Source organism: Nocardia carnea (assembly GCF_029869215.1).
Classification (GTDB): Bacteria; Actinomycetota; Actinomycetes; order Mycobacteriales; family Mycobacteriaceae; genus Nocardia; species Nocardia carnea_B.
Genome location: NZ_JARWPM010000167.1, coordinates 1 through 22,449 on the forward strand (window position 1 = coordinate 1; position 22,449 = coordinate 22,449).

Sequence of the window (22,449 nt, forward strand, 5' to 3'; positions counted from 1 at the left end):
TGCGGTGTGGGCTCGCCCCGCCCGCTTGCGCTACGCCGCTCGTCGACGGCCCTGCGCGCGATCAATTCCCCGAGAACGAAACGCCACAACACGGCGTACATGGCACCGGCCTCGGTGTCGGTGGCGCCCAGCCGGTGTGCCGTAGCGACGAACTCGTCGAGTATCCACAGCGCCGCTCGCCCGTAGGTCTCCCCGGTGACCAGGAGATCGATGATCCAGGGAAATTCCTGCAGTGTGTCGATGAGGTAGACGATGATCGCGGCCAGCCGGTCCCGGGGTTCCTCGGGCAGGACCGGCCGGGGTAACTTCTCGGCGCGGGCGCTCAGCACAGCGAAGAACAGGGCGGCTTTGGTGGGGAAATGGTGATAGATCGCCGCGGTACTGACCCCCAGCCGCTGCGCGAGCCGGCGCATACTGAACGCGGCGGCACCGTCGGTGGACAGCATCCGATCGGTCGCCTCGAGAATCGCCGCGCGCTCGGCCCGGACCGGGCGGCCACGCTTGCGGGGGCTGGTATTCGGCACGGTCCTCCGTCCTGCGGTCGAGGTTTCGACAGTAGCCGTCGCGTCGCCGATCGTAAGGAACAGCCGTATCCCGAGCCGGCAGTCGAGTCTCAGTCGTGCGCAGTACGGAACCGGGCGATCACTTCCCGCACGTGTTCCTCGTCCCCGTTGCCCGAATCCAGCGACTCGACGGCTCGCAGTACCTCCCCGAGTTTGGCCTGCTGCCGTTCGACCTGCTCGCGGTAGGTGGCGATCGCGCTCAGGATCTCGGCTACCTCGGTCGCCACGTCACCCGCGCCCGATTCGGCGAGGCGGTCGCGGACCGCGATCAGGTCGCCCTCGCGGGCGAGGAGTTCATCGGGCTTGCAGCTGGACAGGTCATTGTCGCGTCCGTCGGTCATCTTCCCTCCTCGGGCGTCCGGTCAGCGTCGGTATTCCCCGCGATCCGGCCGCTAACCGGGGGCGTCGCAGGGCTTCGGGTTGTCACGGCACCGCGGGCCCGCCGGGTCGGGCCGCGGTGGACGCACGCGGGGGCCTCAGAACGAGAAGCGGTTCAGGACGTCGTATCGGCCGATCGGCGTCGCGCGCACACCTTTGTACAGAACTCGCAGGGGCCTGGCGGGTATCCGATCGGCCCCGGCCAGGCTGGAGCCGCTTTCCAGGAGCTGCAGCCGGGGATTCCACTGCTGGAGCCGCCGCGGATCGGCGATACCCCAGGCGATGATGCCCTTGGTGAAGACTTTCGACAGGCGGGCACCGATCGGCGCCACCGTATCGAAAAGAAGTTCGCCGCCGGGGAATTGATCGGTCAGGCGCTGCAGCAGCGCACGGACCTCGGCCTCGCGCAGGTACATGAACAGGCCCTCGGCGATGATCAGGGTGGGGCGATCGGACGGAATTTCCGCCGTCCAGCCGGGGTCGGTCACCGAGGTGCCGACCATCCGGTAGCGGTCACCGTCGTCGTAGAGGTGGCGGCGCAGCTCGATCACGTGCGGTTGGTCGATATCGAACCAGCGCACCTGCGGCGGCGGCCGCAGCCTGAAGGCCCGGGTGTCCATTCCACATCCGAGATGGAGTACCACAGCGTCGGGGTGGCGGCGCAGGAAATCGGCGGACCAGGAGTCCAGCCGGGCGGCCCGCAGGGCGACCAGCCACTGGTTCACGCCGGGCCGGATCGCGCGCCGGACCCGGTCCCAGTCGTAGTCGATCCGATCGACCGCGTCGGCCGCCGCGATATCGCCGAGCACCGAATGCGGGGACCGGCTGTCGCAGGCACGTAAGTACAGGGTGCACAGATTGGTCCACTCCACCGAACGCCAGCGGACCGCGCGGAAATCGACCTTGCCCGACCTGGTCATCGCCCTTCTCCTCCTCTGTGTGGGGTAGCGCTTGATCGATACGAGGTCGCCGGTGTTCCCCCGCAGGAGCGAGGCTCCTAGCGTTTGCGGCCCCGGGCGGGCTTCTTCCGGGAGGGTGCCTGTTTCCGCGCGCCGCGCGGTCGTTTGGCGGGGGAGTCCGGTTTCCGCGGTGCCGGTTGTGTGCTTTTCGCGGCGGGGGAGCGGGAGCTGTTCTCCGAGCGGCCGCGTACGACGCCGATGAATTCCTCCACCGCGTCCGTGGTCCGGGTCGCCGGCCAGGCGAGGGCGATTTCGGTATCGCCGGTATCGGTCACCGTGCGGTAGACGAGGTCGCGCCGGTGGTGCAGGCGGGCGATCGAATGAGGCACGACGGCGACGCCGACGCCGGCGGCGACGAGTTCGATGGCGGCGGCGACGGTGTCGATATCGGTGGTGTCCTGCACGCGTTCGTCCGCGAGATCGGCCATGCCGACCTCGTCGAACAGTGCGATCGCGTGGTCCTTGGGTACCACGACGACGGGCAGCTCCCGGTAGAGCGGGATCGCGTTCATACCGGCACGGTCGATCGGCAACCGGACGAAGCACATATCGACCCGGCCCTCGCGCAGGGCCGATTCCTGTTCGGCCTGCGCGACCGCGACCATGTCGAGCGGGGTCTCGAGGAGTCGCCGGCCCCAGATCCGCTCCCACTTGGTGACGGTGACGCCGGGCACGAACCCCACCCGCAGCGGGACGGGGGTGGTGTCCGCCGCGGTGGTCGCCGCGTTCTCCGTCCGCGCGATGATGTCGCGTGCCTCCCGCAGCAGCTCCCGTCCCGCGTCGGTCAGCTGGGTGGGCCGGGCGCCGGGGACGAACAGTTTCGTGCCGAGCTCGGTCTCCAGGTCGATGACCGTATGACTGAGCTTCTGGCGGGAGATATGCAACGCCTTCGCGGCGCGGGCGAAATGCAGTTCCTCCGCGACTGCGGTGAACCAGCGCAGGCGCTGCACATCGATCGAGGAGAACCGGCTCATATCGGCAAGGGTATGGCACCGCGGCGTCGGGCCCGGCCCGGCGGCCCGATAGGCTGTCGCGGTGAGCCCGGACCGGAAACCGCAGATGATGAAGCCGCTGACCGCGGCGAACAAGCTCGGCATCTATCTACCCGCGGCTCCCGAAGAGTTCCGCAACAGCCCGGTTTCGCGGGCCGAACTCGACGAGCTCCGGACCGATCCCCCGCAGTGGCTCACCGAACTGCGCCGTACCGGGCCGTTCCCGCGCGATATCGTGGCCCGCAAGCTCGGTATCTCCCGTAGCGGCCTGAGCCGGGCCGGGGTCTCCGATTCACTCACCGCCGACGAGATCGCCGCATTGCTCGCGGATCCGCCGGAGTGGCTCGTGCGCGAACGCGAAAGCTATGCCGCCGTGCGCGCCGAGGAGGAACGGGTCCAGGCCAAGGAGGCCGAACGCCGGGCCGCGACCAACCGGCCGGCAAAGAACTGGTAGCCGGTCGGAGACGACCGGGCGAGGTGGTGCCGAGGCCGGGTATCCGGCGCCGGGCCTCACCGTCGTTCCGGAGGTGGCGAGCGGCGAGACGTCCGGGCGGGCACGCGGCGCACGAGCCGGACGAGGTCGCCGGCGGGCCCCTCCAGCTGTCGCGGCGGCCGCCAGACGGCGCGCAAGGTGCGTTCGAGGTGCAGGTCTTCCACTTCGACGATCTTCAGTTCACCCGACTCCACCTGCGCGGCGACCGCCAGCGTGCTCAGGACCGCCGGCCCGACTCCGCCCAGGACACTGGTTCTGATGGCGGCCCCGCTGCCGAGCTCGAGGAGCGGCGCGGCCCGCTCGTATTCGTGGAGGGCCAGGTCGAGCGTCGTCCGGGTGCCGGAGCCGGGCTCACGGACCACGAGCGGAGTTCGCGCCAGCTCGGCGACCGTCAACGGGCGTCTACGGCGCGTCCAGGGATGGTGCGGGTCGACCACGACCACCAGCCGGTCGTAGGCGACCGCGATACTGTGCAGTGCCCGCGGCACGGTCGGGGATTCGACGAATCCGATATCGCATTGCCCGGCGGTGACGTCCGCGCACACCTGCCGGGAATTGCGCACCTGGAGGTGGATCGTGACGCCGGGAGCCGCGCGCCGGAACTGCCCCAGCCATGCCGGCAGCAGATGTTCGGCGACGGTCATACTCGCGCTCACGGTGAGTTCCGCGGCCCGCTTCTCGCGCATCCCGGCGGCGACGTCGAGCAGATGCCGGGCGTCGTCGAGAACTTTGCGCGACCAGTGGGCGAGCACCGTGCCCTCCGGGGTCAGCGTCGAGCCGGTGGGCTTTCGCTGTAACAGCGGCGCGCCGACCCGGGCCTCGAGCTTCTTGATCGCACGGCTGGCGTTCGGTTGCGCGATACCGGCGATTCTGGCTGCCGCACCGAGGCTTCCGTGGTCGTCGACCCCGACGAGTAGTTCCAGAACGCCGAGCTCGGGCCATTCGTTGGACATACCCGGATTATATGGCTGTGTCGTAGGGCATATCAGGTTGATATGTGGTGATAGCCGATTACCAGCTACCGGGGGTGGGGCCGGCGGAGCAGAGTCGGCGATATGTCCAGGACTGTCCGCCCGGCGACCGATCCGCTACGTCCGGTGCGCCCCGAGGCCGCCCCGCGGCCCGCCCGCACGATCCGCCGGCCCGGCGCGGGCACGCTCGCGGGTATCGCCCTGTGCGCCGCCGTGGCGACGGTGTCGATGGGAATCGGGTGCCTGCTACCGGCGGTGAGCCCGCTCCTGATCGCCATCGCGCTCGGCGCGTTGTCGGCGAACCTCGTCGCGATACCCAGTCGGCTCCGGCCGGGGCTGGACCTGTCGGCCAAGCGATTGCTGCGGGTGGGCGTGGCGCTACTCGGCCTGCGACTGATGTTCAGTGACGTCATCGGCCTCGGCTGGGGTGTGCTCGCCGTCGTCGTGGCGGTCGTCGTCCTCGGAATCGGGGGCACCGTGTACGCCGGGAAGTTGCTCGGATTGTCGTGGTCGCAGCGAGTGCTCATCGCCTGCGGTTTCTCCATCTGCGGCGCGGCGGCGGTCGCGGCCGCTGGCGGGGTGATCGACGCCGAGGAGGAGGAACTGCTCACCGCGGTCGCACTGGTGGTGGTCTTCGGGACGCTGCTGCTGGCCGCCGTTCCGCTGCTGTCGAACGTGCTGGGGCTGTCGGACCGGCAGTCCGGAACATGGGCGGGCGGCTCGATCCACGAGGTGGCCCAGGCGGTCGCGGCCGGCGGCATCCTCGGCGGTGGCGCGCTTGCCGTCGCCACGGTGGTGAAACTGGCCCGCGTCCTGATGCTGGCACCCGTGCTGGCCTATCTCGGTGCCCGCCGGCGCCGGATGAGCGAGCGGGACGGTGCCGAGACAGCGCGGCCACCGCTGATTCCGCTGTTCGTCCTCGGCTTCCTCGGCTGCGTCGCCCTGCGCTCGTCCGGGCTGCTGCCACCGGGCCTGCTCGCCGCTGCCGAGTTCGTGCAGACCGCACTACTCACCGGGGCGATGTTCGCGTTGGGTACCGGTGTGCGCATTGCACTGCTGCGCGCGGTGGGGCCGCGCCCGCTCGTGCTGGCAACCCTGTCCACCGTGTGGGTAGCGTCCCTCGCGCTGCTCGGTGCCCTGCTGGCGACGTGACCGGGACCGCCGCGTCCGGGAACGGGACATCAGAGGTGCCGGTCCGTGGGTCACGGTCATCGAACTGTCCGCATCGGAGCCGCCGAGACGACGGTCGCTGTGGCGCCTGCCGCGGGTACGGGAAGTTCACCCGGCCGGCTCCGACCGGGTGAACTTCCTGCCGGCGAGTGGGCGGGATATCAGTCCGCGTGTGTCGCCGAGCCGAGCAACTCCCGGATCCGGTTGGCGACCCGGATGAATTCCGGCTGCTCCATCGTCGTGGCGTACTCCCGATGCGCGGGCAGGTCCACGTCGAGCAGTTCGATGATCCGGCCCGGCCGCGGGCTCATCACGACCACCCGGTTGGCGAGGTAGACGGCCTCGGCCACCGAATGGGTGACCAGCAGGACCGTGGTGCCCGTTTCCCGCCAGATCCGGTGGAGCTCGATATTCATCCGTTCCCGGGTGAGAGCGTCGAGTGCGCCGAACGGCTCGTCCATCAGCAGCACTTCCGGTTCGTGCAGCAGCGCCCGGCACAGCGACACCCGCTGCTGCATACCGCCGGACAGTTCGTGCGGCAGGGCGTTCTCGAATCCGGCGAGCCCGGTCATCTCGATCAGGCGTGCGCATTCCGATTCGGCCGTTCGTTTGCTCATACCGCGCATCTCGGCCTGGAGCAGGATGTTCTTGCGGACGGTCCGCCATTCCAGCAGTGCGGCGCGCTGGAATACGTAGCCGATATTGCGCTGCGGCCCGCGTACGGGCGCGCCGCCGAGTTCGACGCTGCCCCGGCTCGGCCGGGTGAGGCCGGCGACGACTTTCAGCAGCGTCGATTTCCCGCAGCCCGAGGGGCCGACGATCGACACGAATTCGCCGCGGCGGATCCGCAGGCCGACATCGTCGAGTGCGGTGACCTCGCCGCGCTTGGAAGCGAACCGGACGGTGAGGTCGTCGACCGCGACGGCGGTATCGGTGCGGGCGAGAGTGTCGGTGGATGTACTCATATCGTCACCTGTCCCGGTCACGGCTTGCTGGTGGGAGCGAATTCCGATGCCCAGTACTTGGCCGGGTCCTCGGCTTTGTCGAGGAGACCGGCATTGCTGAGGACATCGACGGTGGCGCGCCAATCGGCCTCGGCATTGGTGCCCGGCGCCTTACCGGCGGTTTCCGGGGTGCTGAGCAACGGGATGGTCTGCTGCCACTGCTGGAGCAGGACCTCCTTCGGCGGCAGCTGCGGATCTTTGCCTTCCATCGCCGCGACCGCGGCCTCCGGGTTCGCGACCGCGGCGGCGAACGCCTCACTGGTCGCGTCCACCATGGCCTGGACCAGCTCGGGCGAGGATTCGATGGTGGCCTGGTTCGCGATCAGCCCGTTGCTGAAGAAGCTCAGGCCCTGATCGGAATACCGCAGGTAGCGGACCTCCCGGCCGCTTTTGTTCGCGATGGTGGGGCCCTGGTCGTGCGCGAACCCGATGAGCCCGTCGACGCGGCCGGACAGCATCGCCGACATCTTGCCCGCCGAGTCGAGGCTCTGCTGGGTCACCCGATCCGCCGGAACGCCCGCCTTGTCGAGATAAACCGGGAAGGTCGTGGTCGGCGCGTCGCCCGCGGAGACGGCGATGGTCTTACCCGCCAGATCTGCCGGTGTCCGGATATCCGAATCGGCGAACACCTGCACCGCCGACGGCGTGGTCTGCAGGAAGACACCGACGCTCTGGATCTTGACGCCCTTGTCGATATTGCTCAGCACGGCCGGGGTATCGGCCCATCCGAAGTCGGTCTGCTTCGAGCCGGTGGCCTGCGCGGTCTTGGTCGAACCCTGGCCGGCGGAAATCGTCAGATCGATACCGTGCTCGGCGAAGATGCCCTCCTGCACCCCGTAATAGAACGGGGCGTGCTCACCGTAGGGATACCAGTTCAGCATCAGCGAGACCGCGGTGGTCGCCCCGTCGGTGCCGGGGTCCTTCGCCGCGGTGCCGCCGCCTCCGCAGCCAGTCAAGACCAGCAGCGAAGCGACCGCGGTGGCGGCGATCGTCGTGAGTGTACGAGTTCGGAATTTCATGCGAGTTCTCCAGCTGTGGCACTGATAGGGATATTCGGCAGTTCAGGCCGCGCCGACGGCCGAGGCCGTGGAGCGGCGCGAGGCGTGCCAGGGAATGAGGAACTGTTCGGCGATTTCGATGATCGCGAACAGGATGATGCCCAGCAGGGACATGATGATCAGGGCGGCGAACAGCATCGCTGTATCGATATTGCCGTTGGCTTGCAGGATCACATAGCCGAGGCCTTCGTTGGCGCCGACGAACTCACCGACGACGGCACCGGTGACCGCGAGAGTGGCGGCGATTTTGAGGCCGGACATCAGCTGTGGCAGCGAGGCCGGGAAACGCACCTTCACAAAGGTCTTCCAGTTGCTCGCGCCCATGGTGGAGGTGAGTTCGAGTATTTCCGGGTCGACCGAACGCAGCCCGGCCATACCGGCGATCACGATCGGGAAGAACGCCATCAGCACGGCGACGAGGATCTTGGGACTGGTGCCGAAACCCAGCCATACGATGAACAGCGGTGCGATCGCGATCTTGGGAATGACCTGCGCGAAGAGAATGAGCGGATACATCGTCCGCTCGACACCGCGGGAGTAGATCATCACCAGCGCGACGGCCTCGCCGACCAGCGCGGCGATCACGAAGCCGACCACCGTTTCGTAGGTCGTCACCCAGGTGTTCTGGAGCAGATAGGCCGAGTTGTCGGCGGCGGTGCGCCAGGTATCGGCCGGCGACGGCAGAATGTACGGTTCGACGAGCTCGAATTCGGTGACCGCCCACCAGGCGACGACGAGCACCGCCACCAGGGCGAGCGGCCGCCAGACGGTCGACCACACAATGGAGGGGGAGGGGAGTGTCCGGCGCCGAGTGCGCACGGGTCGCGTCGCTTTCGGTGCGGACGAACCGGCCTCGACGGACGTGACTACCGCCATCTGGAGTCCTAAAGCTAGTAGTGGAGCGGGGTTCGCACTACACCCGCCGGGAATGCGCTTTCCGACGCTGGGTTCGAGGCTAGTGTGACCGGACACACAGTGTCAAGGGGTTCGCTTCGTCGCACGTCAGGCCGGGCGTACAGCGCTGCTGTCGCGCAGAACCACGCGACCCGGTACGAATTCGTGGGCGTGCGCGGCCGTGGCGGCGTCGTCCAGCGCGAGCGCGACGGCGCGTTCACCGATCTCGACCAGCGACAGGGCCACCGTCGACAGGCCGGGCACATGATCGCGCAGGGTGGGGATATCGTCGAACCCGGCGACGCACACATCATCGGGCACCGTGAGACCGAGGTCCCGCCACGCCGCGATCGCGCCGATCGCCATCACATCGCTGACGGCGAAAACGCACGGCGTGATGCCGCCGGTCTGCCCCGGCCGCAGATCCAGGGCGGCGGCCAAGCGGCGCGCGGCGCTGAAACCACCGTCGCGGGAAAAATCGCCCGCGATCTCCACCAGCGGTGTCACTCCCTGTGCCGCGAGAGTTTCGACGAACCCGTTGCGCCGGTCGACGGCGGTTCTGATATGGCCCGGACCGCCGATCACGGCGAAATCCCGGTGGCCCTGCCCGAGCAAGGCGTGCGCGAGTTGTGCGGAGGCCGCATGGTTTTCGGGTTCGACGGCGGCGCCGAAGGGGAGTGGCTGTCCGATGACCACCACCTTCCCGTTGTTGTCCAGGTAGCGGGCGCAGGCCTGCTCGAGGTCGCGGTCGAGATCCCCGCTCTGGCGCGAACCCGCCAGGATGATCGCATCGGCGCGGTGCGAGATGAAGGTGCTCACGGATTCGCGTTCGATATCGAAATCGCGTTGCGTACTGGACAGCAGGACGAGTTTGCCGGCCCGCCGCGCCGCCGCCTGGACCCCTTGCACGATCGAGGAGAAGTAGGGGTCGGCGATATCGTGCACGACGAGCCCGATGAGTCCGGTCGACGACCGCGCGAGGGCTTGGGCCTGGGCGTTTGCCACGTAACCCAGTTCGGCGGCGGCGGCGCGCACCCGGTCGGCAACGCCTTCGCCGGGCACCCGGGACGAGCCGTTCAGCACGCGGGACGCGGTCGCCTGGGAGACGCCCGCCCGGGTCGCGACATCTTGCAATCTCACAGCCGCCATGGCCTCGTGCCTCGTTCTCTCGTACGCATGGGGTTGACCGGACTTCGGGACTAGCATAGCTTGGAAAGCGCATTCCGACGCTGACTCGTCCACTCGGCTGGTGCGGTCCCTCCGCACCCTTCACGACCCGTTCCGCGGTCGTCGGCCACGCAAATCAGAAGAGGCACCCAGCCATGCCCGATTCCCTTCCGCAACGCACGCTCCGCATCGCCATGAACGGCGTCACCGGCCGCATGGGCTACCGCCAGCACCTCGTGCGGTCCATCCTGCCGATCCGCGACGGTGGCGGGCTGCTGCTCCCGGACGGCACCCGCGTCCAGGTCGAGCCGATCCTGGTCGGCCGCAATGCCGCCAAGCTCGCCGAACTCGCCGAACGGCACGGGATCGCCGAATGGAGTGTCGACGCCGCCGCCGTGATCGCCGATCCGTCCATCGATATCTACTTCGACGCGCAGGTCACCTCCCGGCGCGCCGAGGCGCTCGCCGCGGCCATGAAGGCGGGTAAGCATGTCTTCACCGAGAAACCGACCGCCGAAACGCTGACCGAGGCGGTCGAGCTCGCCCGGGTCGCCGCGAACGCCGGGGTCACCGCGGGCGTCGTGCACGACAAGCTCTACCTACCCGGCTTGGTGAAGTTGCGCAGGCTCGTCGACGAAGGCTTCTTCGGCCGGATCCTCTCGCTGCGCGGCGAATTCGGCTACTGGGTCTTCGAGGGCGACGGACAGCCCGCCCAGCGGCCCAGCTGGAACTATCGGGCCGAGGACGGCGGCGGCATCGTCGTCGATATGTTCTGCCACTGGAACTACGTGCTCGAGGGCCTGCTCGGCAAGGTCGAGGCGGTCACCGCGAAGGCGGCCACCCATATCCCCACGCGCTGGGACGAACAGGGCAAGCCCTATCCGGCTACGGCCGACGATGCCGCCTACGGGATCTTCGAGATGGAAAACGGTGTGATCGCCCAGATCAACTCGTCGTGGGCGGTGCGCGTGTACCGCGATGAGCTCGTCGAGTTCCAGATCGACGGAACGCACGGGTCCGCCGTCGCCGGCCTGCGTAAATGTGTTGCCCAGCATCGCTCGCACACGCCCAAGCCGGTGTGGAATCCGGATCTTCCGGTGACCGAGCCGTTCCGGGACCAATGGCTGGAAGTACCGGCGAACGCGGACCTGGACAACGGGTTCAAGGTGCAATGGGAGGAATTCCTCACCGATGTGGTGCACGGACGGCCGCACCGCTACGGGATGCTCTCCGCCGCGCGCGGGGTACAACTGGCCGAACTCGGACTGCGTAGCTCCGCCGAAGGCCGCCGGATCGAGATCCCGGAGGTCACGCTGTGACCGCCGCGTCCACGGGCATATCGGTCGTACTGCCCACCGGCGACCGGCTCGAACCGTACGTTCTCGGTGCCCCCGGCGCGTGGACACGGCCGTCCCGGCCGATCACCTCGCGCGTGGCTTTCGCTGCCGCGCATGTCGTTCCGCGTGCCACGGCCGACAACACACCGGGTGCTCCCGCGGCCATCGATTGGGACGCGACGCTGGCGTACCGGCACGAACTGTGGTCCTACGGGCTCGGTGTCGCCGACGCCATGGACACCGCCCAGCGCGGAATGGGTCTCGACTGGCCGGCAACCGCCGAATTGATCCGGCGCTCCGGCGCGGAGGCGGCCGCGGCCGGTGGCCGGCTGGCCTGCGGCGCCGGAACCGATCAGCTCGACCTCGCCGGACTCCCCGCCGGATCGGCCGGGCTCGCCGCGATCGTCGACGCCTATCGCGAACAGATCGACGTGGTCGCCGGCGCCGGCGCCCAGGTGATCCTGATGGCCTCGCGCGCCCTCGTCCAGGTCGCCCGGTCGGCCGCCGATTACGTCTCCGTCTACGAGACATTGCTGGCCGGCGTGGACCGGCCGGTGATCCTGCACTGGCTCGGCACCATGTTCGATCCCGCGCTGCACGGATACTGGGGCAGCCCGGATATCGATGCCGCCACCGAAACGTTCCGTGCTCTCATCGAGAACAACCGAGCGAAGATCGACGGGGTCAAGGTCTCACTGCTCGACGCGGCCCACGAGATCGCCCTGCGCCGCGCACTGCCCGACGGTGTCCGGCTGTACACGGGCGACGATTTCAACTATCCGGAACTGATCATCGGCGACGCGCACGGGCATTCGGATGCCTTGCTCGGCATCTTCGCGGCGATCTACCCGGCGGCGTCCACCGCGCTCCAGGAACTCGACAACGGCAATACGGCGCGAGCCTCGGAAATCCTCGGCGCCACACGAGAACTGGGTCGTCACATCTTCTCCGCGCCGACGTACTACTACAAGACCGGCATCGCGTTCCTGTCCTGGCTCAACGACAAGCAACCGGGCTTTTCGATGGTGGGCGGGCTGTCCACCGGCCGGTCCGTCACGCATCTGGCCGAATTGTTCCGCCTCGCGGACAAGGCCGGACTCCTGGCCGACCCGGAGCTGGCCGCGCACCGCATGCGGGTCTACCTCGAACTGAACGGATTGACATCATGACTTCTGTTGCGGCACAGCACAGTGCCTACGATCTGTCCGATCCGTTCCGGTCCCTGTCGTTGAACACGGCGACCACGAAGCGATGGACCCTCGCCGAGGCCGTGGACGGTGCCGCCCGTGCGGGGCTCGGTGCCATCGGGCTGTGGCGCGATCGGGTCGACGAAATCGGTGCCGCCACGGCGGCGAAGATCGTCGCCGACGCGGGGCTGCGGGTCTCGAGTCTGTGCCGCGGAGGTTTCCTGACCGAACCGGGCGACGGGGGCACGGCGCTCGACGACAACCGCCGCGCCATCGACGATGCGGCGACCCTGGGCACCCGGGAACTGGTGATGGTGGTGGGCGGTATGCCCGGCCGCGACCTCGCCGCCGCACGGGCGCGAGTGGCGGAGCGGCTGGCCACGCTCGTCCCGTACGCGGCCGAACGCGGCGTCCGTCTCGCGCTGGAACCGTTGCACCCCATGTTCTGCGCCGACCGGGCGGTGATTTCCACCCTGGCCCAGGCCTTGGCGATGGCGCAGCCGTATCCGGCGCAGACCGTGGGCGTCGTCGTCGATACCTTCCATATCTGGTGGGATCCGGCCCTGGAAGAGCAGATCGCCCAAGCCGGCGCCGCCGGGCGGATCAGCTCGTACCAGGTCTGCGACTGGCTGAATCCGATGACCGCCGATCCGCTGCTGTCGCGCGGCATGATGGGCGACGGCGTCGTCGATTTCACGACCATCGGCGGGTGGGTCCGCGCCGCCGGCTACCGCGGTGACGTCGAGGTCGAAATCTTCAACGCGGATATCTGGGCCGGTGACGGCCGGGAGGTGATCGAAACGATGAAGCAGCGCTACCGCGAGCTGGTGCTGCCCGCTCTGGTGGGCTGAACCCGGCAGCACGAGCGCAAAACCCGGCCCGCAGAGCGCCGAATATGGAGCACTAGCGCCGGACGTCTCATATGAAGCACACTGGGCACACCCATCGCGCGGCACTACGGCACCGGTGGCAGATGTTCAGGAGATGGCGAGTCGATGGTCCACGGCGACACTGATCAACCCGCGGTGCCGAACGCCGCCGGGATCGATATCGAGCGGGTGACCGGCTGGTTCGCCGCGAACGTCCCGGCGGCCGCGCCGCCGCTGCGGTTCGACCTGATCACCGGCGGCCGGTCGAATCTCACCTACCGTGTGCACGACCGATCCGGGGGCCGCTGGGTCCTGCGCCGCCCGCCCACCGGGCATGTCCTCGCCTCGGCGCACGATGTCGTTCGGGAATTCCGGATCCTCGATCTGCTCGCCGGTGGCCCGGTCCCCGTTCCCCCGGTGCTGGGCTGCTGCACCGACCATGCCGTCACCGGCGCCGATTTCTATGTCATGGAGTATGTGGACGGTGTCGTACCCGACACCGGCACCGCCGCCGAGATCCCCCGGGAGAGTCGTGCCGCGGCTTCCTGCGATATCGTCGATACGCTCGCGGCCGTCCATGCCGTGGACACCACCACCGGGCCGCTCGCCGAGCAGCGCCGGCCCGGCAGTTATCTGGAACGACAGCTCCGCCGCTGGCACCGTCAGCTCACCGCCGGTGGTGTGGGGCCGGGACCGCTCTGGGAAGTCCATGATCGGCTCACGCGACGGATGCCGCGTGAGCGGTGGACCGGGATAACGCACGGCGACTTCCGACCTGGCAACCTGCTGATCGGCCCCGACGGGACCGTTCGCGCCGTTCTGGACTGGGAACTGTGGACCGTCGGCGACGTCATGGCCGATATCGGCTGGCTCACCGCGTCCTGGACCTCGGCCGAACCGTTCGGCTGGGCTCCCGACCCCGCCGAGGGCTATCTCGAGGTGGATGCGGTGCTCGCGCGCTATGCCGATACCACCGGCCGAGCCCTCGACGATCTGCCCTACTACCAAGCTTTCGCGCTGTGGCGGCTGGCGGCCATCGCCGAGGGAGTGGCGGCGCGTTTCCGCGCCGGCGTGATGGGCGAGCAGGACATCGATGTGACGGAACTCTCGGAGCGACCCGGCCGGCTCGCCGAATCCGCGAACGCACTATTGCGATCGAAATAATGAGAAGTGCGAGTGGTTGATTGCCGATTCCTAATATGTAGAACCCGGATAATTCTGCGACCTGCTACGAGTACATAAGGTGTTTGGGCGGAAACGTTACAAACAATGATTCCGTCGACGGCCGCCGGTTGGGTGTGCCGAAGGGAAATCGCTGGTGCCGACGGGTTTTCGGCAGTGATCGTCCGCGGGCGTGGCCCGGGTGTCGCCGAACGCCCTGGGGGAAGACCGAATTGGATTCGCACTTTCGCGAACCGTTCCAGCCGGAACTTCTTGCGGTCCGGTGCGGCGCACACAGTGGCGTATCGCACTACTCTCTCGCTTGCGGCCGATCGATCACACCAATATCGTTCCGACGCGGGGAGATGTCCCAATTCGGACAACTCCTCAGATCTGTCGCTGTTGCTGTCATTGGAGTTCCCGGCATTGACCAAGTCCCTACCGTCGTCCGAAACCGGTGCCGCCGGCTGCCCGTACTCCTCCCCGCGGCCGGCCGGTGTGCCCCCTCGGGTCGCCCTGTACACCGAGGAGTATGCCGCCGACCCGCATCGCGTCTTCGCCGAGATGCGGCAGCGGCACCGGACGCTCGCGCCGGTGGAGCTGGCGCCCGGTATTCCGGCGACATTGGTGATCGGCTACCACACTGCCATCCGTATCTTCAATGATCCCGAGCATTTCCCGGCCGACGCGCGCGCCTGGGAGAAAACCGTCCCCGCCGATCATCCACTGATGCCGATGATGGGCTGGCGGCCGAATGTCATGCGCAGTACCGGAGCGGAACATATCCGGTACCGGGAGGCGATCACGGCCGCGCTCGACGGCGTCGATCTGTTCTCCATGCATCAGAGTGTCGAGGCGGTGGCGACCCCGCTGATCAACGACTTCTGCATGGACGGCGAAGCCGAACTCATCGGCCAGTACGCCTTCCCGCTGACCTTCCAGGTGCTCAACACCATATTGGGTTGCCCGCCGGATCTCGGGCAGCGTATCGCCGCGGGTATGGCCGACATGTTCGAGGGTGGCGCCGCCGCCACCGACGCGGACGCCAGGATCAACGAAGCGCTCTTCGAGCTGGTCGCGCTCAAACGCGCCGAACCCGGCCGCGATATCACCTCTCGCCTGCTGGCTCATTCCGCGGGTCTGCAGGATTCGGAGATGGTGCACCAGCTGGCGGTGCTCTACGGGGCGGGTATCGAGCCGTTGACCAACCTGACGGTCAACACGCTGTTGCTCATGATCACCGATCCCCGGTTCACCGGCCTGCCGTCTGCCGGTGTCGCCCCCACGACCCGGGACGCACTGAACGAGCTGCTGTACACCGACCCGCCGATGGCGAACTACTGCCTCAGCTACCCGCGGCAGCCGATCATGCTGGACGGCGTCTGGTTGCCCGCCCATCAGCCGGTGGTCATCGGAATGTCGGCCTGTAACAACGATCCGGCGATCCACTCGGGCCAGTACACCGACAACAACGCGCATCTGGCCTGGGGTTCGGGACCGCATACCTGCCCGGCGAGGTCGATCGCCTATATGGTCGCCCAGAATGCGATCGATCAGCTGCTCGACGCGCTACCCGAAATCCGGCTCGCCTGTCCGGTCGACCAACTGCGTTGGCGGCCGGGTCCTTTCCATCGCGCGCTCGCGGCGATGCCGGTGCGGTTCCCGCCCTCACCGCCGCTCGGACTGTAACGCCGTCGCGGTGCCGCCCACCGTGGCTACACCGCGACCGCGCCGCATGGTTGCGTAAAATCTCTCCCGCGAGAATCCTTGTGTCGGAACATGTCCGGGATCAGTCGCGCGGATCGTAAAAAGCGTCGGTGATGTGCTTTGGGCATCGCGCTGTACCAGGGTTTGTCCTAGAATTATTTCTAGCGCTAACGAGTTCAGTACCCGTACGACCGCTCCGTATCCGCATTCTCACCAACCACCTGCCGGCCCATCGGTTCGGCAGCGCATCGGCAGCACTATCGATTTCCGACAGTTTCGACTCGCCGGTGACATCTAGCAGCGTGCAAATCTGCCGCATCGCACCGAGGAGGATGTTGTGCCTCAGCCCGTTTTTCTGGACGTCAGGCCAAGCAAGGAACGCATTTTAACCCGAGCATTCGAACTCGCGCAAGAGGATCCGGCATTGGCCGAACGATTGATGCGCGTGAACGACGTGGCCCGGGGGATCCGAACGGTGGAGGTGTGGGTTACCGACGCCTGTAACCTGCGATGCAAGGGATGCTGGTTCTTCGAACACGATATGGACAAGCAGAGTGTCGAGATCCGTGATCTGGACACCATCCGCGCGTTCGCCGAAGACCTGCGTGACAACAAGAAGATCACCAGCACACTGCTGATCGGCGGGGAGCCGGCGCTGGTCCTGGACCGGGTCCGGGTCTTCGCGGAGACGATTCGCCATGTCACTGTGGTGACCAACGGGACGCGGCCGATTCCGTACGACGGACTGGAGAATATCGCCATCGCGGTGTCCCTGTGGGGTGGCGGTCCGGTGGACGACGAGTTACGCGGGCACGGGGTCAACGGCCGGCGGATCAGCGGCCTGTTCGACAAGGCGCTGCGCGCCTACACCAACGATCCCCGCGCCACCTGGGTGTACACGCTCAGCGAGGCCGGGATGCCGCACCTCGAACGAACGGTCGAGGCCATCGCGGCCAACGGCAATCAGATCAACTTCGGGTACTACAGCGACAACGGCACCGATCCCACCGCGCGCCTGGCCAACGAAGAACGGGCAATCGAGGAAATGACGCGGATGCGCGAGACATATCCCGAAACCGTTGTCGGTGACCCTTACTACTACCGCACGCTGGTCACCGGCCGCACCCACTGGGGAACATTCGGCCGCGAGACCTGCCCGAGTATCAGCAACGACCATCCGGCACATGCCCAGCGCCTCACCGAAGGTCATCCGATCGTCGGCCGTTTCAACGCCTACCGGACGGACCACAGTGTTCAGTACTGCGCCACCACCGGGGACTGCGACAACTGCCGGGACAGTCAGGCCGTGTGGAGCTGGTTGCTGGTCAATATGCACCGGTTCCTGGGCGATACCGGCATGCTGAACACCTGGGTGACGCTGGCCGAGGAGTTCTACCGCCAGTACTACTGGTCGAGCTACCATTCCGCGCGCCAGGCACCCGCCGAATCGGCCGTCGGCGCCTGACGTCGGGCGACGGTCCACATGGCAGCACTGTCTCTGGAGACGGCGCGGCTCTTCGCCGATGTCGTTCGTGGTGACCCGGGCGCACGGATCCTCTGGGCCCCGCCCGGGTCCGACCGGCATCGGCAGTACGAGAAGGTCCGCGCCCGTGGCGCCCTGGCGGGCAGCCGCCGCGGCTTGCTGTTCACTGCCTCCCATGCCCTGAGCTATCAGGTGCTGACGGGCGGCGACTTCGGCCCGGCGCCCATCGGGGCGTCGGCCCGCCGTCGCAACGAAAGCGGTGACGTCACGCTCGTGCACCCGGTGAACGATTCGTTCCTGAAGCTGGAACCACCCCGGCACACGGAACTGCGGTCGCTTGTCGCTCCCACTTTCCACCGGCGCGAACTCGGCGAGCTGGGGCCGCTGATCGAGAAGGTCGTCGGACAGCGCCTCGACGAACTCGCCCGCGACGGAGTCGCCGATCTGGTCACCGGCTACGCCGAAGCCGTTCCGATGGCGGTGATCTCGCATCTGCTCGGCCTCCCGGATACGGACGCCCCGCGGTTCGCGGCGTGGGGCAACGTTCTGGCCTCGTTGCTGGACGGCGCCAGAACGGCGCAGGAACGGCAACGTTCCCGTGCTCTCGCCACCGAGATGACCACGTATTTCCGGGAACGTCTCAGCGCTGCGGACCCGGCCGGGCTCGGTCTCATCGCCAGCCTGGCGGGCCGGTGCCCCGCGCAGCTGACCCTGCGCGAGGCCATCGCCACGTGCAGCATGCTTCTGGTCGGCGGTTTCGGCACCACCACGCACCTGCTCGGGAACACGCTGCACACGCTGTTGCGGCAGCCCCATCTGCGTCCGGACGACGGGGATTACACAGCGGTGATCGAGGAATCGCTGCGCTACGACGCGCCGGTTCAGTACGTGGTCCGGGTCGCGAAGACCGATACCCGGCTCGGTGACCGCGACGTCACCGCGGGGACCCCGATCGTCGTGCTGCTGGCCGCCGCGAATCGTGACCCGGAGATCTTCCCCGATCCCCAGGTGTTCGATCCGCAACGCCGGGAACCGCATCGCCATCTCACCTTCGGTGCCGGAATCCATTTCTGTATCGGCGCCGCGCTGGCCCGCGCGGAAGCCGCCGTCGCCGTCCGGCAATTCTTCGAGCGATATCCCCACGCCCGCATAGTGGGTAAGCCGAAGCCGGTGCCTTCCCGGGCGCTGCACGGATTGCGGCGGCTACCGGTCCGCCTCGAGGGCTGAGAACGAGCAGTTCTTCGCGGCGGGCGCCCGGGTCGCCGGGAAATCGGCAACGCCGCCCGAAGTTCGTGAGATCGCCGTACCTGTCGGTCTCCGGTGCGAGACTGCGCTTCTCCGATCTCGGAAGGGAAGCGCATGAGCGGACTCTCGGCGCGGCTGGCTGCCGTGGTGGCGGCACTGCCGTTGCACCCGGGTATTCGGGTGCTCGAAATCGGCGGTGCGCCCGGCGCGGCAGCTCGTGAGGTGGCGCGGCGGATCGGTGCCGGGCATATCCTCGTTGTCGACCGATCCGCCACAGGTATCGCGGCGATCCGCCGCACCGCCGCGCAAGAGCTCGCGGCCGGTCTGCTGAGTGTGCGCTGTACGAGTATCGAGGACTTCACGCTGCTCCCCGGTGAGGAGCCGTACGACCTGGCATTCGCGGTACGCGTGGGTGCGCTCGACGGGCGGTATCCGGCGGCGGGCGCGGTGGCGGCGGCGCGGATCGCGGCTGCGCTGACACCGCGCGGACGATTGTTTGTCGACGGGGGTGACCCGCTGCGTGAGATCACTTTATGACGAGCAATCCCGGACGGCCGGGGCGCCGGTGGACACCTCACCGAAGTCCCGAAAGCACGAGCAACGACCGGCAGCGCGGCTTCACCCCGAACCCTGATGGGTCGCGGACGCAGTGCTACTGATCGGGGGCGCGTCCCGGCCCGGTGCGGAGGTTCGGCCCGGTGCTGTCGCCGCCGGTCGGCGCGGTGTGCCGGCGCCCTGTTCCGCCGAAGGTGTTGACCTGATCACCCGGCGCGGCCTACAGTGGCGGCACTCACAAATTGAAACGTTTCAACGACGAGGCGGAAACCCGGATGCCCGATACCACCGAACGAGTCTGTTTCCTGCTGGCCCTGCGCCCGGAACGCGTCGAGGACTACCTCGCCGCGCACGCCACGGTGTGGCCGGATATGCTCGCGGCCCTGCGTACGGCGGGCTGGACGAACTACTCGCTGTTCCTCCGTCCGGACGACGGCTTGGTGGTCGGCTATCTGGAGACCCCGGACTTCGCGCGGGCCCAGGCGGCGATGGCGGCCACCGAGGTCAACGCGCGCTGGCAGGCCACGATGGCCGAGTACTTCCGGCCGCCCACGGGGGCCAGGGGAGAGCAAGGCGTGCGGCCGGACGAGACCATGTACCGCCTCACCGAGTACTTCCACCTCGACTGAGCTCACGGCTCGTCCCGACTTCGCTCCGAGAACCCTGCTAGACCCCGAGGAAAGACCATGAAGGTAGGCGCACGAACCACCACCGGGTGGAAAGCGACGATATCCGTCGCGATGTCCAATTACATCGAGGCGGGTTCCATCATCGCCATCGCCACGAGCCTGACCTTCTGGCAGGACGCGTTCGGCATCAGCAATTTCGCCGTCGGCCTGCTGGCCGCATTGAGCGCGAACGCCTTCGGCGCGGCAATCGGCGCGGGGATCGGCGGGCCGCTGTGTGACCGCTTCGGGCGTAAGGCGATCTACACCTACGACCTGCTGGTCTACATGGCCGGTGTGCTGCTGGCGACCTTCGCGATGAATTTCGCGATGCTGCTGGCCGCGTTCGTGATCACCGGTATCGCGGTGGGCGCGGGCGTACCGGCCTCCTGGACCTATATCGCCGAACAGGCGCCGACCACCGACCGCGCCCGCCATGTCGGTACCGCGCAGCTGGCCTGGTCGGTCGGGCCGCTGGTCGGGTTCGCGCTGGCCGCGGCGCTGGCGCCGCTGGAACTGCTCGGGTCGCGGCTGATCTTCCTGCATCTGTTCGTGGTCGCGGCGGTGGTCTGGTGGATCCGGCAGGGCCTGGCCGAATCGCAGATCTGGCAGGACGAAACCGGCTCCGGTGCGGGGTCGGCCACGCAGGCCACCACCGGCGGCCAGGGTATGCGCGGGTTGTTCTCCCGGCGGGTCAACATCATCGCGCTGCTGGTGCTGATCGGTATCTACGGTTTCTGGAACACCGTCGCCGGCCAAGCGGGCATCTTCATGCCGCGGGTCTACGAGAGCGCGGGGGTGGACAGCGCGGTCCAGCAGAACCTGCTGCAGGTGCTGGTCTGGGGCTGCACCGTCGCCGCGACCTACTTCGGGTTCATGGCCTACGCCGACCGGGTCTCGCAGCGGCTGCTGTACGTGATCGGCGCGGCGCTCGGTGTGCTGGCCTGGTGCGTCCTGGTGTTCTTCACCGATTCCGGCATGCCGACGCTGCTGATCTTCGCGGTGCTGTGGGGTATCTCGAGCGGTATCGGGGCGCAGGCGTTCTACAGCCTGTGGACCAGCGAACTGTTCGCGACGCCGTACCGGGCCAGTGCCCAGGGGTTCATGTTCTTCGTGGTGCGTTCGGCGACCGGCCTGCTGAGCTACTTCTTCCCGACCATGCTGGCCGCCACCGGCCTCACCGTCGTGGGTTTGCTGCTGATCGGCCTGCTCACCGTGGCGCTGGCGATCGGCGCGCTCTTCGCCCCGAAAACGCAGGGTAAGACGTTGCGCGAGATCGAGGTCGAGCGGTACGGCAGCCCGGTCACCGGATCCGCCGCGCCGGGAGTGCTCCCGGAAGCCGGGACCGGCGGCGGTATCGCGGCCGCTCCGGTGGGAGGCCGCTGAGATGCCGAATCCGTCCGTTGCGAAAGGAACATCCGCCGTGCCCATCGATACCGCACTGGAATCGCTTGCGATCGAATTGCCGTCCTGGGCGTTCGGCAATTCCGGTACCCGGTTCAAGGTGTTCGGCACTCCGGGCACTGCCCGGACGGTGCGGGAAAAGATCGCCGACGCGGCCACCGTGCACCGCCTCACCGGACTCGCGCCGACCGTGGCCTTGCACATCCCGTGGGACACCGTGGACGACTACGCCGAACTCGGCCGGTACGCCGCGGAGCTCGGGGTCGGGCTGGGCACGATCAACTCCAACACCTTCCAGGACGACGACTACAAGTTCGGCAGCCTGACCCATACCGACAAGCGGATCCGGCAGAAGGCGATCGACCACCACTTGGCCTGTCTGGAGATCATGGCGCAGACCGGCTCGCGTGACCTCAAAATCTGGTTGGCCGACGGCACCAATTACCCCGGGCAGGGCGATATCCGGGGCCGGCAGGACCGGCTCGCCGAATCGCTGGCCGCCATCTACCAGCACGTGGGGGAGAACCAGCGGCTGGTGCTGGAGTACAAGTTCTTCGAACCGGCCATGTACATGACCGATGTGCCGGATTGGGGTACCGCCTACGCTCAGGTCAGCGCGCTGGGGGAGCGGGCGGTGGTCTGCCTGGACACCGGGCATCACGCGCCGGGCACCAATATCGAATTCATCGTGGCGCAGCTGCTGCGGCTGGGGAAACTGGGGTCGTTCGATTTCAATTCCCGCTTCTACGCCGACGACGATCTGATCGTCGGGGCGGCGGATCCGTTCCAGCTGTTCCGCATTCTGTTCGAAGTGCTGCGCGGTGGCGGGCTCGACCCGGCGAACGGGGTGGCGCTGATGCTGGATCAGTGCCACAACATCGAGGACAAGATCCCCGGCCAGCTCCGCTCGGTGCTCAATGTGGAGGAGATGACGGGGCGGGCCGCGCTGGTCGATCTCGCGGCGCTGACGGCCGCGCAGGAAGCGGGGGATGTGCTCGGCGCCAACGCCGTGTTCATGGATGCCTTCTACACCGATGTGCGGCCGTTGCTGGCGGCCCGCCGCGCCGAGCGAGGGCTGCCGGAGGACCCGATGGCCGCATACGCCGATTCCGGGCAACAGCAGCGGCTTGCCGCCGAACGCACCGGACCCGCCGCCTCCTGGGGCGCCTGACCACACCGACCACCAG

22 protein-coding genes are annotated in these 22,449 nt (G+C 67.8%); 13 read left to right on the forward strand and 9 right to left on the reverse strand.

From position 1 onward, the window contains the following. The 4 genes from QH276_RS11260 to QH276_RS11275 all read right to left on the reverse strand — a co-directional run. The coding region (locus QH276_RS11260) for a TetR/AcrR family transcriptional regulator (RefSeq protein WP_280406721.1) at positions 1-524 on the reverse strand (524 nt) is incomplete at its 3' end. A gap of 89 nt (positions 525-613) precedes the next feature. Then, complete coding sequence (locus QH276_RS11265) at positions 614-904, reverse strand: hypothetical protein (protein ID WP_280401567.1); 291 nt, start codon at positions 902-904, stop codon at positions 614-616. A 135-nt stretch (positions 905-1,039) separates the two neighbouring features. Further along, positions 1,040-1,861, reverse strand: a complete 822-nt coding sequence (locus tag QH276_RS11270; protein ID WP_280401566.1) for a class I SAM-dependent methyltransferase — start codon at positions 1,859-1,861, stop codon at positions 1,040-1,042. 77 nt (positions 1,862-1,938) lie between these two features. After that, entirely contained in the window at positions 1,939-2,874 is a 936-nt protein-coding gene (locus QH276_RS11275) for a LysR family transcriptional regulator (protein ID WP_280401565.1), read from the reverse strand. 61 nt (positions 2,875-2,935) lie between these two features. Here QH276_RS11275 and QH276_RS11280 point away from each other — a divergent pair, with 61 nt between their 5' ends. Further along, on the forward strand, positions 2,936-3,346 hold the full coding sequence (locus QH276_RS11280; RefSeq protein WP_280401564.1) for a DUF5997 family protein: 411 nt from the start codon (positions 2,936-2,938) through the stop codon (positions 3,344-3,346). A 56-nt stretch (positions 3,347-3,402) separates the two neighbouring features. Here the strand turns inward: QH276_RS11280 and QH276_RS11285 are convergent, their stop codons facing one another. Next, a complete protein-coding gene (locus tag QH276_RS11285) occupies positions 3,403-4,338 on the reverse strand; it encodes a LysR family transcriptional regulator (RefSeq protein ID WP_280401563.1) in 936 nt (311 codons plus the stop codon). 102 nt (positions 4,339-4,440) lie between these two features. Between QH276_RS11285 and QH276_RS11290 the strand changes: the two genes are divergently transcribed. After that, entirely contained in the window at positions 4,441-5,508 is a 1,068-nt protein-coding gene (locus tag QH276_RS11290; protein ID WP_280401562.1) for a YeiH family protein, read from the forward strand. Between the two features lie 179 nt (positions 5,509-5,687). On the opposite strand, the gene QH276_RS11295 is transcribed toward QH276_RS11290, so the two are convergent. From QH276_RS11295 to QH276_RS11310, 4 genes are all read right to left on the reverse strand, one after another. Beyond that, a complete protein-coding gene (locus QH276_RS11295; protein WP_280401561.1) occupies positions 5,688-6,491 on the reverse strand; it encodes an ABC transporter ATP-binding protein in 804 nt (267 codons plus the stop codon). Between the two features lie 17 nt (positions 6,492-6,508). Further along, positions 6,509-7,549, reverse strand: a complete 1,041-nt coding sequence (locus QH276_RS11300) for an ABC transporter substrate-binding protein (RefSeq protein WP_280401560.1) — start codon at positions 7,547-7,549, stop codon at positions 6,509-6,511. A 42-nt stretch (positions 7,550-7,591) separates the two neighbouring features. Then, complete coding sequence (locus QH276_RS11305) at positions 7,592-8,464, reverse strand: ABC transporter permease (protein ID WP_280401559.1); 873 nt, start codon at positions 8,462-8,464, stop codon at positions 7,592-7,594. A gap of 126 nt (positions 8,465-8,590) precedes the next feature. Beyond that, positions 8,591-9,631 (reverse strand): LacI family DNA-binding transcriptional regulator, encoded by a 1,041-nt coding sequence (locus QH276_RS11310; RefSeq protein WP_280401558.1) that lies wholly within the window; start codon positions 9,629-9,631, stop codon positions 8,591-8,593. Positions 9,632-9,804: 173 nt separating this feature from the next. On the opposite strand from QH276_RS11310, the gene QH276_RS11315 reads away from it, so the two are divergent. The 11 genes from QH276_RS11315 to rhaI all read left to right on the forward strand — a co-directional run bounded on the left by QH276_RS11315 (position 9,805) and on the right by rhaI (position 22,433). Beyond that, complete coding sequence (locus QH276_RS11315) at positions 9,805-10,968, forward strand: Gfo/Idh/MocA family protein (protein ID WP_280401557.1); 1,164 nt, start codon at positions 9,805-9,807, stop codon at positions 10,966-10,968. Beyond that, entirely contained in the window at positions 10,965-12,155 is a 1,191-nt protein-coding gene (locus tag QH276_RS11320) for a dihydrodipicolinate synthase family protein (RefSeq protein WP_280401556.1), read from the forward strand. Before QH276_RS11315 ends, QH276_RS11320 begins: the two co-directional genes overlap by 4 nt. Beyond that, positions 12,152-13,024 carry a sugar phosphate isomerase/epimerase family protein gene (locus tag QH276_RS11325; RefSeq protein ID WP_280401555.1) on the forward strand — a complete coding sequence of 291 codons (873 nt, stop codon included), beginning with the start codon at positions 12,152-12,154 and terminating at the stop codon, positions 13,022-13,024. The genes QH276_RS11320 and QH276_RS11325 overlap by 4 nt, the downstream gene beginning before the upstream one ends. A 144-nt stretch (positions 13,025-13,168) precedes the next feature. After that, the gene (locus QH276_RS11330) at positions 13,169-14,206 is read left to right on the forward strand and encodes a phosphotransferase family protein (RefSeq protein ID WP_280401554.1); all 1,038 of its coding nucleotides are present in this window, start codon (positions 13,169-13,171) and stop codon (positions 14,204-14,206) included. Positions 14,207-14,629: 423 nt separating this feature from the next. After that, the gene (locus QH276_RS11335) at positions 14,630-15,892 is read left to right on the forward strand and encodes a cytochrome P450 (protein ID WP_280401553.1); all 1,263 of its coding nucleotides are present in this window, start codon (positions 14,630-14,632) and stop codon (positions 15,890-15,892) included. 442 nt (positions 15,893-16,334) lie between these two features. Continuing rightward, positions 16,335-17,375, forward strand: coding sequence for a radical SAM protein (locus QH276_RS11340; RefSeq protein ID WP_280401552.1), 1,041 nt, complete (start codon positions 16,335-16,337; stop codon positions 17,373-17,375). Positions 17,376-17,393: 18 nt separating this feature from the next. After that, positions 17,394-18,620 (forward strand): cytochrome P450, encoded by a 1,227-nt coding sequence (locus tag QH276_RS11345; RefSeq protein WP_280401551.1) that lies wholly within the window; start codon positions 17,394-17,396, stop codon positions 18,618-18,620. Between the two features lie 132 nt (positions 18,621-18,752). Further along, positions 18,753-19,175 carry an SAM-dependent methyltransferase gene (locus QH276_RS11350; RefSeq protein ID WP_280401550.1) on the forward strand — a complete coding sequence of 141 codons (423 nt, stop codon included), beginning with the start codon at positions 18,753-18,755 and terminating at the stop codon, positions 19,173-19,175. Between the two features lie 293 nt (positions 19,176-19,468). After that, positions 19,469-19,822: an L-rhamnose mutarotase gene (locus QH276_RS11355; RefSeq protein WP_280401584.1), complete on the forward strand. Its 354-nt coding sequence runs from the start codon at positions 19,469-19,471 to the stop codon at positions 19,820-19,822. 57 nt (positions 19,823-19,879) lie between these two features. Continuing rightward, on the forward strand, positions 19,880-21,244 hold the full coding sequence (locus QH276_RS11360; RefSeq protein WP_280401549.1) for an MFS transporter: 1,365 nt from the start codon (positions 19,880-19,882) through the stop codon (positions 21,242-21,244). A 1-nt stretch (position 21,245) separates the two neighbouring features. After that, a complete protein-coding gene (gene rhaI, locus QH276_RS11365; protein ID WP_280401548.1) occupies positions 21,246-22,433 on the forward strand; it encodes an L-rhamnose isomerase in 1,188 nt (395 codons plus the stop codon). The last annotated feature ends 16 nt before the right edge of the window (positions 22,434-22,449 follow it).

Bases quoted from the DNA above. Each gene is read 5' to 3' on its own strand.
- QH276_RS11270 (WP_280401566.1), bottom strand. From the start codon at position 1,861: ATGACCAGGTCGGGCAAGGTCGATTTCCGCGCGGTCCGCTGGCGTTCG.
- QH276_RS11345 (WP_280401551.1), top strand. From the start codon at position 17,394: ATGGCAGCACTGTCTCTGGAGACGGCGCGGCTCTTCGCCGATGTCGTT.
- rhaI (WP_280401548.1), top strand. From the start codon at position 21,246: ATGCCGAATCCGTCCGTTGCGAAAGGAACATCCGCCGTGCCCATCGAT.
- QH276_RS11275 (WP_280401565.1), bottom strand. From the start codon at position 2,874: ATGAGCCGGTTCTCCTCGATCGATGTGCAGCGCCTGCGCTGGTTCACC.
- QH276_RS11360 (WP_280401549.1), top strand. From the start codon at position 19,880: ATGAAGGTAGGCGCACGAACCACCACCGGGTGGAAAGCGACGATATCC.
- QH276_RS11305 (WP_280401559.1), bottom strand. From the start codon at position 8,464: ATGGCGGTAGTCACGTCCGTCGAGGCCGGTTCGTCCGCACCGAAAGCG.
- QH276_RS11350 (WP_280401550.1), top strand. From the start codon at position 18,753: ATGAGCGGACTCTCGGCGCGGCTGGCTGCCGTGGTGGCGGCACTGCCG.
- QH276_RS11325 (WP_280401555.1), top strand. From the start codon at position 12,152: ATGACTTCTGTTGCGGCACAGCACAGTGCCTACGATCTGTCCGATCCG.
- QH276_RS11300 (WP_280401560.1), bottom strand. From the start codon at position 7,549: ATGAAATTCCGAACTCGTACACTCACGACGATCGCCGCCACCGCGGTC.
- QH276_RS11290 (WP_280401562.1), top strand. From the start codon at position 4,441: ATGTCCAGGACTGTCCGCCCGGCGACCGATCCGCTACGTCCGGTGCGC.
- QH276_RS11315 (WP_280401557.1), top strand. From the start codon at position 9,805: ATGCCCGATTCCCTTCCGCAACGCACGCTCCGCATCGCCATGAACGGC.
- QH276_RS11330 (WP_280401554.1), top strand. From the start codon at position 13,169: ATGGTCCACGGCGACACTGATCAACCCGCGGTGCCGAACGCCGCCGGG.
- QH276_RS11355 (WP_280401584.1), top strand. From the start codon at position 19,469: ATGCCCGATACCACCGAACGAGTCTGTTTCCTGCTGGCCCTGCGCCCG.
- QH276_RS11265 (WP_280401567.1), bottom strand. From the start codon at position 904: ATGACCGACGGACGCGACAATGACCTGTCCAGCTGCAAGCCCGATGAA.
- QH276_RS11295 (WP_280401561.1), bottom strand. From the start codon at position 6,491: ATGAGTACATCCACCGACACTCTCGCCCGCACCGATACCGCCGTCGCG.
- QH276_RS11285 (WP_280401563.1), bottom strand. From the start codon at position 4,338: ATGTCCAACGAATGGCCCGAGCTCGGCGTTCTGGAACTACTCGTCGGG.
- QH276_RS11310 (WP_280401558.1), bottom strand. From the start codon at position 9,631: ATGGCGGCTGTGAGATTGCAAGATGTCGCGACCCGGGCGGGCGTCTCC.